11 protein-coding genes are annotated in these 13,234 nt (G+C 65.5%); 4 read left to right on the forward strand and 7 right to left on the reverse strand.

What is annotated here, in order from left to right; all coding sequences use genetic code 11:
* The first annotated feature begins 165 nt into the window (after nucleotides 1-165).
* On the forward strand, nucleotides 166-1,896 hold the full coding sequence (locus ACNJX9_RS27735; protein ID WP_439405188.1) for a methyl-accepting chemotaxis protein: 1,731 nt from the start codon (nucleotides 166-168) through the stop codon (nucleotides 1,894-1,896).
* A gap of 581 nt (nucleotides 1,897-2,477) precedes the next feature.
* Here the strand turns inward: ACNJX9_RS27735 and ACNJX9_RS27740 are convergent.
* From ACNJX9_RS27740 to ACNJX9_RS27755, 4 genes are all read right to left on the reverse strand, one after another.
* Nucleotides 2,478-2,969 (reverse strand): septal ring lytic transglycosylase RlpA family protein, encoded by a 492-nt coding sequence (locus ACNJX9_RS27740; protein WP_057752979.1) that lies wholly within the window; start codon nucleotides 2,967-2,969, stop codon nucleotides 2,478-2,480.
* Between the two features lie 371 nt (nucleotides 2,970-3,340).
* Entirely contained in the window at nucleotides 3,341-3,916 is a 576-nt protein-coding gene (locus tag ACNJX9_RS27745; protein ID WP_057752978.1) for an HdeD family acid-resistance protein, read from the reverse strand.
* Nucleotides 3,917-4,019: 103 nt separating this feature from the next.
* A complete protein-coding gene (locus tag ACNJX9_RS27750) occupies nucleotides 4,020-5,543 on the reverse strand; it encodes an FAD-dependent oxidoreductase (RefSeq protein WP_439405190.1) in 1,524 nt (507 codons plus the stop codon).
* Nucleotides 5,544-5,611: 68 nt separating this feature from the next.
* Complete coding sequence (locus ACNJX9_RS27755; RefSeq protein WP_057752976.1) at nucleotides 5,612-6,502, reverse strand: alpha/beta fold hydrolase; 891 nt, start codon at nucleotides 6,500-6,502, stop codon at nucleotides 5,612-5,614.
* A gap of 318 nt (nucleotides 6,503-6,820) precedes the next feature.
* Here ACNJX9_RS27755 and ACNJX9_RS27760 point away from each other — a divergent pair, with 318 nt between their 5' ends.
* The 3 genes from ACNJX9_RS27760 to ACNJX9_RS27770 all read left to right on the forward strand — a co-directional run bounded on the left by ACNJX9_RS27760 (nucleotide 6,821) and on the right by ACNJX9_RS27770 (nucleotide 8,683).
* Entirely contained in the window at nucleotides 6,821-7,360 is a 540-nt protein-coding gene (locus ACNJX9_RS27760) for a sigma-70 family RNA polymerase sigma factor (RefSeq protein WP_439405192.1), read from the forward strand.
* A gap of 1 nt (nucleotide 7,361) precedes the next feature.
* Nucleotides 7,362-8,015, forward strand: coding sequence for a ChrR family anti-sigma-E factor (locus tag ACNJX9_RS27765; RefSeq protein ID WP_271601941.1), 654 nt, complete (start codon nucleotides 7,362-7,364; stop codon nucleotides 8,013-8,015).
* 68 nt (nucleotides 8,016-8,083) lie between these two features.
* The gene (locus ACNJX9_RS27770; RefSeq protein ID WP_439405194.1) at nucleotides 8,084-8,683 is read left to right on the forward strand and encodes a sigma-70 family RNA polymerase sigma factor; all 600 of its coding nucleotides are present in this window, start codon (nucleotides 8,084-8,086) and stop codon (nucleotides 8,681-8,683) included.
* Between the two features lie 6 nt (nucleotides 8,684-8,689).
* On the opposite strand, the gene ACNJX9_RS27775 is transcribed toward ACNJX9_RS27770, so the two are convergent.
* The 3 genes from ACNJX9_RS27775 to ACNJX9_RS27785 all read right to left on the reverse strand — a co-directional run bounded on the left by ACNJX9_RS27775 (nucleotide 8,690) and on the right by ACNJX9_RS27785 (nucleotide 13,230).
* Nucleotides 8,690-9,517, reverse strand: coding sequence for an HD domain-containing protein (locus ACNJX9_RS27775; RefSeq protein ID WP_439405196.1), 828 nt, complete (start codon nucleotides 9,515-9,517; stop codon nucleotides 8,690-8,692).
* A gap of 312 nt (nucleotides 9,518-9,829) precedes the next feature.
* Nucleotides 9,830-10,708: a transglutaminase family protein gene (locus ACNJX9_RS27780; RefSeq protein WP_439405198.1), complete on the reverse strand. Its 879-nt coding sequence runs from the start codon at nucleotides 10,706-10,708 to the stop codon at nucleotides 9,830-9,832.
* Nucleotides 10,705-13,230 (reverse strand): circularly permuted type 2 ATP-grasp protein, encoded by a 2,526-nt coding sequence (locus tag ACNJX9_RS27785; protein ID WP_439405199.1) that lies wholly within the window; start codon nucleotides 13,228-13,230, stop codon nucleotides 10,705-10,707. Before ACNJX9_RS27785 ends, ACNJX9_RS27780 begins: the two co-directional genes overlap by 4 nt.
* Nucleotides 13,231-13,234: the final 4 nt, after the last annotated feature.

The raw sequence follows: 13,234 nt of genomic DNA on the forward strand, positions 1-13,234 counted from the left end.
ATCGCGCGGCACCAAACCACTGAGATAGCTCGCATTTCCCTCGAGCTTCGGCGCACGCGCCGGACTTGCGCGTTAACACTGCGTCCATCTTCATTCTGCATAGTTTTGCGTCAATTTATACGACCGCGCACACCGGCCGCTCCTGGCCATCTGGGCCCGAACAGCATGCAAATCGACCGATCTGGGAATGCCGCCGGCCTCGCAGGCCGTTTCTCGCTTGCCACCAAGCTCTATGCGATCTTCGCGCTGTTCGCCCTGCTCACCGCGGCGATCGCGATGCTGTCCGACTACAACAGCCGCCGCAGTGCCGAGCTGACCAGCGCGATCGAGACGGCGAATGCGGCTGCGTTGAATGTCGAGCGCGTCAACTCGCTGGTCTATGCGGTCGTGATGGAATCGCGCGGCGTCTACATGTCGACCGAGCCGGCGGTGGTGAAGAAATACGGCGAGGGCCTGCTCAAGTTCAACGAGCAGATTCGCGGCGTCGTGAAGGGCTGGGAGAGCATCGTCAAGGCCGATGACGCCGAGCAGTTCGCGACCTTCAAGAAGCGCATCGAGCAGTTCGTCGAGTTCCGCAAGGAGCTGGTCCGCCGCGGCATCGAGATCAATGCAGCCGCGGGACGCGAATGGGGCGACAACGACGCCAACCGCGCGGTGCGCTCGGCGCTGAACAAGGACCTCGAGGCGCTCTCCAAGGTCTATGCCGAGCGCGCCAGGCAGATCGCGCTTCAGACCGAGACCAACCGCACGCTGTCCTTGGTGCTGACCTGCCTCGCCGGCCTGGCGCTGGCGCTGGTCGTGATCGGCATCATCATCATCGCCCGCTCGATCGCCCGGCCGCTCGCCGCGATCACCGCGACCATCAAGCAGGTCGCCGACGGCGCCGAGAATGTCGTGGTGCCGCATTCGGGGCGTGCCGACGAGATCGGTGCGCTGGCCCGCGCCATCGAGGTGTTCCAGGACGCGATGGGCCGCAACCGCAACCTCGCCTCGCAGGTCTCGCAGGACTCCGCCGCGCGCGAAGAGCGCGCGCGCCATATCGAGCAATCGGTCGAGGCGTTCCGCGAGGCGATCGGCGCGATCATGCGCGGGCTCAGCGACAACGCCAGTGTCATGCGCGAGACCGCGCAGACCATCACACGCGTCACCGCGGATGCGAGCAACCGCGCCGGAACGGCAGCGAACGCCAGCGAGCAGGCCTCGCACAACGTCACCGCGGTCGCAGGTGCGGCCGAGGAGCTGTCGGCCTCTGTCGAGGAGATCGGCCGCCAGGTGCGTCAGAGCGCAAGCGCGGTCGAGCAGACCGGCCAGCGCACAGAGAAATCGATCGCCGAGATCGAGAGCCTTGCCGCCGCCACGCAGCGCATTGACGGCGTGCTGACCCTCATTCAGACCATCGCCGAGCAGACCAACCTGCTTGCGCTCAACGCCACCATCGAGGCCGCCCGTGCCGGCGATGCCGGCCGCGGCTTTGCCGTCGTCGCGCACGAAGTGAAGGCGCTGGCGGGACAGACGGCGAAGGCGACCGCCGACATCAGCGAGAACGTCGCGATGATCCAGGCCTCCACCCGCAACGCGGTGGAAGCGGTGCGCGAGATCGGTGGCGCGGTGCGCGAGATCAACGAGGTCACCTCGGCGATAGCAGGTGCCGTCGGCCAGCAGGACCAGGCCACGCGCGAGATCTCGTCCAATGCGCAGAGCGCAGCCCAGGGCAACGAGACGCTGGTCGCCAACATCACCTCGCTGCGTGACGCCATCGGCGAGACGGATGCGGCGGCATCCTCGGTGCTGTCAGCGGCGAGCAGCCTGACCACGACCGCGGACACGCTGTCGCGGGAGGTGGAAAAATTCTTCCAGAACCTGCGTGCGGACAACCGCATCGCCAAGGCGGGATGACCGCCATCGGCATGATGCCGTCATGGTGGCGGGAAGACGGCCGAACACGATGAGGATGGGCTCGCCTGTGATGCCTCATCATCCGCCGGCGCGCCTGGATCTGCGACGCTCAGGCACCGGCGGCCTCAAAGCAGCATGGAGACGATGGCTATCAAGCCGATCGCCGTCAGCCCCCACACCAGCGAATGCAAAGCCCAAGGCTGCATCATCGCACCTCGTCCGCCCGTCCTGCCGAACGCAGGAAACGCCGAGGCGCGGTGCGTCGATTGAGATAGATCAATAGCCGAAAATGAGCACGGAGGCGGCAGCCACGGTGAAAGCAGCGGCCGCAACGAGGACGACACGTATGATCAGCTCGCTGGCCATGGCCAAAGTTAACCTATGATAGCGCAGCGCGTCTGTGCAGTTTGTGCCAAAACCGCAGCTGAAGCGACTGGGACGGTGCTCTCGCGGGACTGATCGAATAGGAGAACACATACGTCAGGACCCACATGACGAGGCTCCGCACGATGCGAGCGGGAAGGCGCGATCACATCGTGCCATCCCGCGGCATTTCCTCGTTGGTCCAGATCAACGAAGCTTCAGCCCACCGGCCCCGGGGTCCAACCATCGCCGGACAGCGGCCTGACCGTGACGTCGGGAATGACGCCAAGCTTCATGCGCGGATCGAAATGGCGCATCGTCCGCTCGTTGAGGTCGATGATGCGGCCGGGCCTGAGCGGCCCCACGTCGTTGATCTTGACGATGACCTTCTTGCCGACAGCTTCGACCAGCGCAAATTTCGGTCTCGCGCCGAATTGGACCCCGCCGAACTTCCGACGCAAGCTCGTCTTGATCGCAGCGGTCCACACCTCGGGATCGTAACGCTCGCCGGAGGCCGTTTTCGGTCCACCCTCCTCCTTGCCGGGCTTGAATGGATTATAGGTCGATGCAGCGCCAACGATCGCTCCCTCGCAGGCTGCCTCGACGACGGCACTTGATTGAACCCCACTTGTTTCACCGCGAGCAACGGTTACTGAAACGACAAGCGCAACCAGGGCGCCGCAAGTTGCGGCGCTCGAGCGGAACACCATTACATCTCCTTTGATTTTCGTGCGGTTCCCGATGTCGCAGGACATGGCCAAGCGAACGCGTCAGCGTTCTTGAACTTGCGCCAGTCTCTTGCGAATTCGCGCCAACCCCTGGCCGCGGAACCGTTGCGAGAACCTAAGCGGCCCCGCGTGTTTTCGTTGTCGCTGTCTAAAACAGGGAATGAGTCAGCAACATGACCTCGGTAGTGATCGCTCACATACCCCGGAGTCTTACGCGCTCAGCGGCGAGGCCCCCATGAAACCCGCAGTGGCCGGGAACTCCTGAACACCACGATGTGGCCGCGGCGACGAGGTCGCGCACGGCCTTGTTGCCGCCGCGATTCGTCGGCGGCCCGGCGTCGAGTTGCCGATTGCTATCCGCGCCGCTTCAGCGCGAGGCCGAGGCTGATCCAGCCTGCGCCCGCCATGATCAAATCGATGCCGAGGAACAGGCCGAGGATGTAGACGCTGTTGACCGGCCAGCGCGCCACGATCAACAGGCCGAGCAGCAGCGTGATGGCGCCTGATAACGCGACCCACACCCACGGACTCTCGCGCTTCATGCTGAAGGCGAGAAACAGCCTGACGGCACCGGAGGCGATCAGCGATATGCCCAGAAACAGCGTCAGCAAGACTGCCGCGAACAGCGGGTTGTCGAAGGTGAGGATGCCGGCGATGACGTAGAGCACGCCGAGCAGCACCCAGATCAGGAACTTGCCCCAGCTCTTCATCTGGAAGGCGCCGATGATCTCGACTGCACCGGCGACGATCATCATCGCACCGACCACGAGCACGCTCGCCACCGTCGCCATCACGACGCTGCCGAGCGCGACGAAGCCGGCGATGAGATAGACCGCACCCATGGCGACGATCCAGCCCCATTTGCCATGCAGCGCCGCAACGCCGGAACCGAGGCCGAGATGGGAAGAGGTATCCGAAGTGGACGTCATGACGCACCTCCTGCATGTGATGCCCCAGAGCACATCTCAGGATAGCACGGCACCGGGACCGCAGCCAGCAAATCAGCCAGGCGGCCACCGACGTTGACGCAGATCAAGCGCGCGACCGCTCCATCTCCAGCTCGGCCTTGAGATTATCGAGATCGCGATAAATCGAGGCGACGGCGAGCACCCGGCCATCCTTGCGGTACCGCAACAGGCAATCCCGGTCCTTGATGCTGCCCTCGATCGCGATGTCGTCATAGCTCTCGGCGTGGCCGACATAGTTGATGGGCACATCGTAGTGCTGGCTCCAGAAGAACGGCACGGCGTCGAAACGCTCGCGTCTGCCGAGCATGTTGCGCGCCGCGGTCCGGCCCTGCCGCTCCGCCACCACCCAGTGCTCGACGCGGATGGTCTGCCGCGAATGCGGATCCGGCCACCGCGCGATATCGCCGGCCGCGAAGATTCCAGCGACGCTGGTCTCGAGATATTCGCTCACGCTGACGCCGCGATCGACGGCAAGCCCCGCATGCTCCGCCAGCGCGAGGCGGGGCCTGACCCCGATGCCTGCTACGACGAGGTCGGCCTCGATCATGCCGCCACTCTTCAGCGCGGCACGGGTGCCATCGAGCTTCTCGACGGTGTCGTTGAGATGGAAGATCACGCCATTGTCTTCGTGCAGTGACCGGACGAAGTCACCCATCTCGGGGCCGAGCACCTTCTGCATCGGCCGCTCCTCGGGCGCGACCACGTGAACCTCGATCTTGCGCGCGCGCAAGGAGGCCGCGACCTCGAGCCCGATGAAACTGGCGCCGATCACCAGCGCGCGCTTGGCACTGCCTGATGCCTTGATGATGGCGCGGCTGTCGGCGACGGAGCGCAAGATGTGGACATGCGGCTGGTCGGCGCCTGGTATCTGCAGCCTGACCGGCTCGGCACCGGTTGCGAGCAGCAGACGATCGAATGGCAGCTTGTCGCCATTGCCGAGCGTGACGCTGCGCGTCTTCGGGTCGATCCCCGAGACGCTGGTATTGAGCCTGAGATCGATGCCGGCGTCTTGATAATAGTTCTCGCCGCGCAGCGGCAGCCAGTCCTCCGGCGCGTTGCCGGCGAGATAGTCCTTGGAGAGGTTGGGCCGGTCGACCGGCATCGCGCCGTCATTGCTGAGCATGGTGATGGCGCCGGCAAAGCCCTCGCGGCGAAGCGTCTCGGCCGCCACGAAGCCGGCCGCACCGCCGCCGACGATGACGAATTTTTCTGACGTCGGCGCGCTGCGATGAGCGATCGAGGGCTTCGGCGCCTCGCGCTTGCGCGCAACGGTGATCCTGTCCCGATCGCGCGTGACGTCCCATACTGCCAGCGCATTCAGCGCCGGCGGCCGCGTGGCTTCGCCTGACCGCAAGGCGAAGCAGGCGTGATGCCAGGGGCAGCGGATGGTGTCGCCGACCACCAGCCCCTCGGCGAGCGGACCATGATAGTGGCTGCAAAGCGGCTCGATCGCAAAGATCTCGCTGCCGGCCTGCACCAGCAGGACGTCCTCCTCGCCGACATGGCCGAGCAGCTTGCCGTCCTTGAAATCACCAATCGCCACGCCCTTGGTCAGATCAGGTCCGCTCGGCTTCTTGTCCTCGGCCATGTGTCATCTCCCTGGCAGTCTCAGGATTGGACGACGGCGACCGCGAAAAGTTCCCGCGGTCGCGAAAATCAGGACGCCGCTTTCCGCACGTCCAGCACGGCCTGCGCCCATTCGGCGGGCCGCTCCTGCGGCAGATTGTGACCGGCGCCGGCGAAGACGCGCCGCTGGTAGAAACCCTCGAATTTCTCCGCATGATGAGCGGTACCCGGGATGACGCCGTCGCTGTCGCCGTCGATCGCGATCGTGGGGACGCGGACCTGTGGCTGCGCGGCGAGCTTCGCCTCGATCGCGGCGTAGGCGGGATCACCTTCGACCAGCGCGAAGCGGTGGCGATAGGAATGGATCACGACGTCGACGAAATCAGGATTGTCGAACGACACCGCACTTCTGTCGAAGGTCGCGTCATCGAATTGCCATTTCGGCGACCACATCGTCCAGAGCTGCCGGGCAAAGCCGCGCCGGTTACGCTCCAGTGCGCGGCGGCCGCGCTCGTTGTGGAAGAAATATTGGTACCACAGCGCGGCCTCATGCGGCGGCGAAGCCGGCTCCATCGCGCGCGCGATGTTCTGGATGTTGTAGGAATTGCCGGAGACGAGCCCGACGACGCGCTCGGGGTGGAGCACCGAGACGATGCAGGCCGCACGGCCGCCCCAATCATAGCCGCCGACGACGGCGCGTTCGATTTTGAGCGCATCCATGAAGGCCAAGAGATCGGCGCCCAGCGCCGCCTGCTCGCCGGAACGCAACGTCTGCGGGAAGCGGAACCGCGTCGGCCCATAGCCGCGCAGCCACGGCACCAGCACCCGTGCGCCCGCTTGGGCCAGGATCGGCGCGGCCTCGGCATAGGCGTTTACGTCATAGGGAAAGCCGTGGCCCATGATGCAGGGCCAGCCATCGCGCGCGCCGTAGTCGAGATAGGCAATCTCCAGAACCTCAGTCGTGACGGATTTGTATTGCATGCTGCGCACCTCGCTACCTCCCGCAGCGTAAATCGAACACCTCCGGCAATCCATCCGTTTCGGCGCACAGCCTCATGCGGTTCAGAACGCCGAGGCTTGTCGCGCCCGGGCCCGGCCCCTAAAACAAGCCGGTTCATGGACTGATCCGGATGGCCATGCCCGGCGTTATGGTTGGGACATGTTATCAGAGGCTCCATGACGACCGGTCTTAGCGCTGCGAGCAGGCCCCTGTGGCGCAGCAAGCCTGCAGCAGTTCCCCGGCGGGATTGGCCTCGACGAGTTTCAGGCGAAAGGCCCAAAGAAAGGCCCAAGGCGACAGTGGAATGGGCTGAATTGATCGGACGTGTCGCGGCCCATGGCGATCGGGACGCGTTCAAGCTTTTGTTCGAGCATTTTGCTCCGCGCGTGAAGGGATTCCTGGTCAAGACCGGGATGAATGCCGACGCCGCGGAGGAGATCGCGCAAATGACGCTCCTGACGGTTTGGCGGAAGGCGGCCCGGTTCGACCCGACGTCCGCGGGCGCGGCTGCGTGGATTTTCACGATCGCGCGCAATCTGCGGATCGATTCCGCCAGGGCTGCGACGCGGCTGGCCAAGGCTGCCGTGAGCGCGCAGCAAGATGAGACGCCCGAGGTCGCTGACTCGCCGGAAACCCTGATGACCCGGCGCGACGACATATTGCGCGTATCGGCGGCGCTTCAGCAATTGTCAGACGAGCAATCCACCGTGATCCGAATGTCGTTTATCGAGGAGCAGCCGCATAGCGAGATCGCGGAAAGGCTCGGTATCCCGCTCGGAACGGTGAAGTCTCGCATCAGGCTCGCCATGGCGCGGCTCAGAGATCTCTTGGACGATTGACATGACCATCAACCATCATCCACCCGAAGATCTGCTGGGCGATTTCGCCGCCGGCCGGCTCGACGAAGCCGATCGCCTCGTCATCGGCGTCCATGCCGCGCAATGCCCACGCTGCCAGCGTTTCATCGCCGCGATCGAGCAGCTTGCGGGTGCCGCGCTTGAACAGGCCGCTCCGGTCGCCATGGCGGACGATGCGTTCGCGACGATCATGGCTGCGATCGACGAGCCGGAGACGACATCAACGCATGCGCCGGCCTCTTCGCGGCCGGTGCCGCTGCTTGACGATGACCTGCCCGAGATGCTGCGCAAATGCCGGTTCGCCAAGAGCCGGCGCGTGGCACCGGGCGTCAAGATGCAGCCGATCGTTCTGCCTGGCGCGGACACCTCGCGCGCGTTCCTGCTGTGGTCCGCACCCGGCACGCGCATGCTGGAGCATTCGCATACGGGGACGGAGCTGACCCTGGTGCTCAAAGGCAGCTTCAGCCATCAGGGCGGCGATTTCAGGCCAGGCGATTTCGACTTCGGCGACGGCGAGGTCGATCACCAGCCGATCGTCGGCAGCGACATGCCGTGCCTTTGCCTTGTGGCCATGCGCGGCGACTTGCAGATGCACGGCTGGCTTGGCCGGTTGATCTCGCCCTTCGTGCGGCTTTGAGCATCCCCATGTGATCCAGTCGCATCGCGCCGCCGTTCTCCTGGCAAGCAATGCTGGAGGATGAGGGAATGAGCTGCGGCAGACGGACGGCACGGGACCCGACGATCGAGCGCCTGAGCGATCTTCTCGCCCGCGTCGGGCGCGGCGACCAGCGCGCCTTCGCCGAGCTTTTCGCCGCGACGCGCAACAAGCTGCGCATGACTGCACGTCCGATTGCACCTGTGAACGCCGATCTCGATGACCTGCTCCAGGACGCCTATTTGAAGATCTGGAAACATGCGGCCCGCTTCGATCCCGCCCGTTCCTCACCGATCACCTGGATGTGTGCGATCATGCGCCACACCGCGATCGACGCTGTCAGGCTCAAGCAGGTGCCGATGGCCGATTTCGACGAAGCGCTGTCGGTGCCCGAAATCTCCGAGCACGAAAGTGCGTTCGACTACGACCTCGTTCAACCGATCGCGGCTCGCGCCATTCAGCGGCTTCCCGATCAACGCCGTCAACTGCTGTCGCGGGCTTATCTCGATGGCGAAAGCCGGAGGATGCTGGCAGAGCGCTTCGGGGTGCCGGTCGGGACGATCAAGACCTGGCTGCGGCGGACGTTGGATTCCGTTCGGCGCGATTGCATCGAAGGCGCCAGCAGTGGTGCCGTCGCGCAGACCGGTTGAGCAATTCTATTTCTGCGGTCCGGACAGCGAGATCTCGCGTTCGGCGCGGAACACATTGCTGTAGAGATTGGCGATCCACTGCCGGCCGATCTCGGTCTTGTTGAGATAGCCGATCTCGGTCTGGATGTGCGGTGCGACGCTGTTCCAGTAGAATTGCGGATAGCGGTTCACGATGTCGGCGGGCGAGTCGTAGCCGAGCTGGCGGTTCATGCCGACTTCCTCGAACTCGTAATAGAGCGCGTTGGCCTTGCGCAGATAGTTGGGATCGCCGAGCTGTCCGATGAAATCGGCGGCGCGCAGGATCGAGGCCTCGTGGTCGTATTCCTGGCCCTGGCGGGCCGGAAAGCGCGTCCCCTCGATGGCGCGGGCAACCCGCTCAGAGTCAACGCCACGGATCGGCGGTAACCGCCGCCGCACGAAAAGTTTCGAGCGGTCGACGTGATACATCATCAGACTGGCATCGGACGCACCGCGCGGCAATGACACTTTGGTGCCGGCCTCGTCGATGATGAAACCGTCTTCGTCGTCTTCCGGAAACAGCCCGCGGACATAGCCGATATCGTGCGCAAGGCAGGCGATCAGGACGTGAATGTAATCGTCGGCATCGATATGGGCATGGAGATTGCGGCCCAGCATGATCGCCTGGGCCGCCAGCGTCACCAGCATCGTATGCTCGATGTTGTGATAGAGCGCATCGCTGTTGCCGATGCATTCCATCGCGGTGCGCGTCGAGGCCTCCACGACCCTGGCATAGGTCTCGTCGTACCTGCGACGCATGAACGAGCCCAGCAACTTCTCCAGGGATTCAGCCGCCAGTCGCGGTAACGTCATCATGGATGCAGTCCCGTCTGTCGGTGGTGTCCCACGGCAACTCCCGAGCCTCATTCTGGTCCTCGACGCAGCCGCCAGCATAGCCCAATCTGGGGCGACTGACCAAATCCCGGAACAAAAATACGTAAATGTGTTACTCTCCCGCCGCGCAACATCACGGATACGGTCACACTGCGATGCACGCCGCAGCAAGGCCGTGCGGCCGCTGTGCCGGCATGTGCAATGGCCGACCGTTCATCTTATGCGGAATGACGTATAGGTACCGGCGGCACCGCTGCGGCGCGGCCAGGGCGCCTGCACCGCATTGCGGACGGATCATTCCACCAGCAGCACGTCCACGGCGACGCCGAGCTTCTGCTTCGGCGAGCCGACGATGATGCCGTCGACCGGGGACACATCGGAGAAATCGCGGCCGACCGCCAGCACGATGTGGTCGTTGGCGACCAGAAGATCGTTGGTCGGATCGAAATCGATCCAGCCGAGCTCGGCCCCGCACCACAGCGACACCCAGGCATGCGTTGCGTCCGCGCCCTGCAAGCGCGCCTGGCCCGGCGGTGGAATGGTGCGCAGGTATCCGCTGACATAAGCCGCAGGCAGGCCGAGCCCGCGCAGTCCCGCGATCATGACATGAGCGAAATCCTGGCAGACGCCGTGGCGCTTATCGAAGACCTCGTTGAGCGGCGTCGAGATCGCAGTGGCCTTGGGGTCGTAGCGAAACTCGGCGCGGATGCGGTGCATCAGATCAACCGCGCCGGCGAGGATGCCGGTGTCGGGCCTGAAGCTCTCCGCAGCGTAGGCGCTGACGGGGCGCAGAACCGGCACCAGCGGACTGGCAAAGACATAGCCGACCGGCGAGGATGGCCCGAGGCTCGTGGCCTCGAAGGCAATGTCGCGGATACTCTCCCAGCTCGGGCTCGCGGCATCGCGCGCCGGCGGCTTGCGATCGACGGAAACGCGCGAGCGCGAGTCGATGCGCAAATTGCGATGCGCGGCGTCGATGACGATGCTCTCGGTCAGCGTGCCGAAGAAGTCGCGGCGGACGTTGCGCTCGGACGGACGCGGGCGGATCTCGACCTTGTGCGAGATCAGCTCCTGACCGTGAGCGCTGTTCGGCTCAAGCCGCAGGGTGCAGCGTGCGAAGCTGACCGGGTTCTCATATTCGTAGGTGGTGACGTGCTGGATGTCGTAGATCACGCCAGCCCCGTCAGCTTTTCCGGCCGGCTCGCATTCGGACCATGCGGGAAGTAATGCAGCCCGATCGCCTCGGCGAGGCTGAGCAGGTCCTGCTCCAGCGCGAACAGCGCCTTGACCTCAAGCTTCTCGGCCTCCGCAGTCGCCAGCATCGCCTGCACCGCCACCGCAAGCCGCTGCGGCTGTTCGATCAGGCCGTGCTCCTTCAGGCTCGGCAGCGCCGCGATATGCTCGTTCAAGGTCGCGACCTGGAACGCGACCGAGCGCGGATTGTAGCTGTCGAGCACCGCGAGATCGCGCACCGGCGCCAGGATCGGCGCCAGCAGATAGCGCGAGCGATAGGTGATCTGGGAATCGACAAGCGTCAGCAGGATGTCGAGATCCTCATCGCCGGCCTCGTCATAGGCGAACTGCCGCGCGAAGCGCGCGGTGTTGATGGCGCGCTCGGTGCGGCGGCCGATATCGAGGAAGCGCCAGCCGGCGGCGCGGTTCATGTTCTCCTGCGCAAGGCCGGCGAAGCTGGCAAGTTCCTGCAGGGTCAGCTCGGCCGCGCTCAGCACGCTGTCGTCGTCCTCGACCTCGTAGGAGAGACGCTCGGCCATCTCGGTGATGACCTGCCAGGCATCGGGCGACAGCCGCTCGCGCAGGGAGGTGGCCGTGCGCAGCGCCGAGCGCACCAGCGACAGCGCCGAGCCGAAACGCGCCTCGCTCTGCAAGGCTTCTGCGACGATGCGCCCCGGTGCCGCGCGCGAGGTCTGCGAGATCGCCCCCCAGGTCACCAGCAGACGCTGGATCCGTTCGGCCGATTGCAGCGAAGCCGCGGTGCCCTTGTTTGGCCCGCTCGGCGAGCCCAGCGCGCGCACCAGCCGCAGCGTTGCTTCGGCACGTTCGAGATAGCGGCCGAGCCAGAACAGATTGTCCGCGGCGCGGCTCGGCAGCACACCGGCGATGCGGCGGATGCGCACCTTGTCGGTGGCCGGCAGCAGGGATGCGGTCGAGACTTTCTTCTCGGAGACAACCCAGACGTCGGCGGCGCGCGCACCGTCGCCCATCGACACCGCACGCGCGTCCGCCTGCTCGGCGATGCGGCAGAAGCCGCCGGGCATGATGGCCCAGCCCTCGGGCGTTGCGGCTGCAAAGACCCGCAGCACGAAAGGCCGCGGCGTCAGCTGGCCGTGTTCCCACACCGGCATGGTGGACAGGCGCACCACCTCCTGGCCGACATAATCCATGCCGCGCGCAGCTATGGAATCGATCAGGCGCTGACGTCCTTTGACATCGAGCTCGCTCGCGAGCACCGGACCGTTGCTATCGAAGCCCGGCACGCCGCGCTGATAGGCGCCTTCGATCGCGACCTCGTCGAGCCGCGACAACACCTCGTCGCGCGCCAATTTCTGGCCGCACCACCAGGTCGCGATATGCGGCATCTTCAGCTCTTCGCCGAGCAGGCGACGGCTCAAGGCCGGCAGGAAGCCGAGCAGCGCCCTTGCCTCCAACACGCCAGAGCCCGGCATGTTGGCGACGACGACGCCGTCCTTGCGCAGCACGTCGATCAGGCCGGGTACGCCGAGATGCGAGGAGGCATCGAGCTCGAGCGGATCGAGCGAGTTGGAATCGACGCGGCGCAGGAGCACGTCGAGCCGCTTCAGCCCCGCAACAGTGCGGATGTGGACGCGGTTGTCGCTGACGGCGAGATCGTCGCCCTCGACCAAGAGGAAGCCGAGATAACGCGCCAGCGTCGCGTGCTCGAAATAGGTCTCGCTGAAACTGCCGGGCGTGAGCACCCCGATGCGCGGCTCGTCGCGGTCTGCACGCGCGCGCAGAGATTCGCGAAATGCCTCGAAGAACGGCGCGACGCGCGGCACGTTCATCGACTTGTAAAGATCGGAGAAGGCGCGCGACAGCACGAGGCGATTCTCGAGCGCATAGCCGGCGCCCGACGGCGCCTGCGTGCGGTCGCCGAGCACCCACCAGCGGCCGTCGGGCCCGCGGCCGACATCGGCGGCATAGAGCGAGAGATAGCGGCCGCCCGGCGGCGGCACGCCGCAGACCGGACGCAGATATTCGGGGCTGCCGGCGATCGCGCCGGCAGGCAGGGCGCCCTCCGCGATCAGCCGGCCCTCGCCATAGATGTCGCGCAGCACGAGCTCCAAGAGCTCGGCGCGCTGGGTGATGCCGGCGCAGAGCTGCTGCCAGTCGGCTTCATCGATCAGCAGCGGCAGATGGCTGAGCATCCAGGGTCGATCGGCGCTGTCGCCTGGCGCGCGATAGGTGACGCCGGCCTCGCGCAGGTGACGGTCGGCCATGCCGAAGCGCCGCTCGACCTCGTCAGGCGCCAGCGCACCAAAAGCCTCGAAGAACCGGCTCCAGACCGCGCGCGGGGCCCCATCGGGGCCCAGGAACTCGTCGGGGATGCCAGGCAGGCGGCTGTAATCGCGGACCCATTGCGCGAGGCGGCGCTGGCCGTCACGCTGGCCTTGCCCCTTACCTGTCCCCCTGTCCTCTTCGGCTGCGCCCTCGCCCATGCGC

Origin of the sequence: Bradyrhizobium sp. BLXBL-03 (assembly GCF_051853015.1) — a bacterium.
Lineage (GTDB): Bacteria > Pseudomonadota > Alphaproteobacteria > Rhizobiales > Xanthobacteraceae > Bradyrhizobium > Bradyrhizobium manausense.

Bases quoted from the DNA above. Each gene is read 5' to 3' on its own strand.
- ACNJX9_RS27735 (WP_439405188.1), top strand. From the start codon at position 166: ATGCAAATCGACCGATCTGGGAATGCCGCCGGCCTCGCAGGCCGTTTC.
- ACNJX9_RS27740 (WP_057752979.1), bottom strand. From the start codon at position 2,969: ATGGTGTTCCGCTCGAGCGCCGCAACTTGCGGCGCCCTGGTTGCGCTT.
- ACNJX9_RS27745 (WP_057752978.1), bottom strand. From the start codon at position 3,916: ATGACGTCCACTTCGGATACCTCTTCCCATCTCGGCCTCGGTTCCGGC.
- ACNJX9_RS27750 (WP_439405190.1), bottom strand. From the start codon at position 5,543: ATGGCCGAGGACAAGAAGCCGAGCGGACCTGATCTGACCAAGGGCGTG.
- ACNJX9_RS27755 (WP_057752976.1), bottom strand. From the start codon at position 6,502: ATGCAATACAAATCCGTCACGACTGAGGTTCTGGAGATTGCCTATCTC.
- ACNJX9_RS27765 (WP_271601941.1), top strand. From the start codon at position 7,362: ATGACCATCAACCATCATCCACCCGAAGATCTGCTGGGCGATTTCGCC.
- ACNJX9_RS27770 (WP_439405194.1), top strand. From the start codon at position 8,084: ATGAGCTGCGGCAGACGGACGGCACGGGACCCGACGATCGAGCGCCTG.
- ACNJX9_RS27775 (WP_439405196.1), bottom strand. From the start codon at position 9,517: ATGATGACGTTACCGCGACTGGCGGCTGAATCCCTGGAGAAGTTGCTG.
- ACNJX9_RS27785 (WP_439405199.1), bottom strand. From the start codon at position 13,230: ATGGGCGAGGGCGCAGCCGAAGAGGACAGGGGGACAGGTAAGGGGCAA.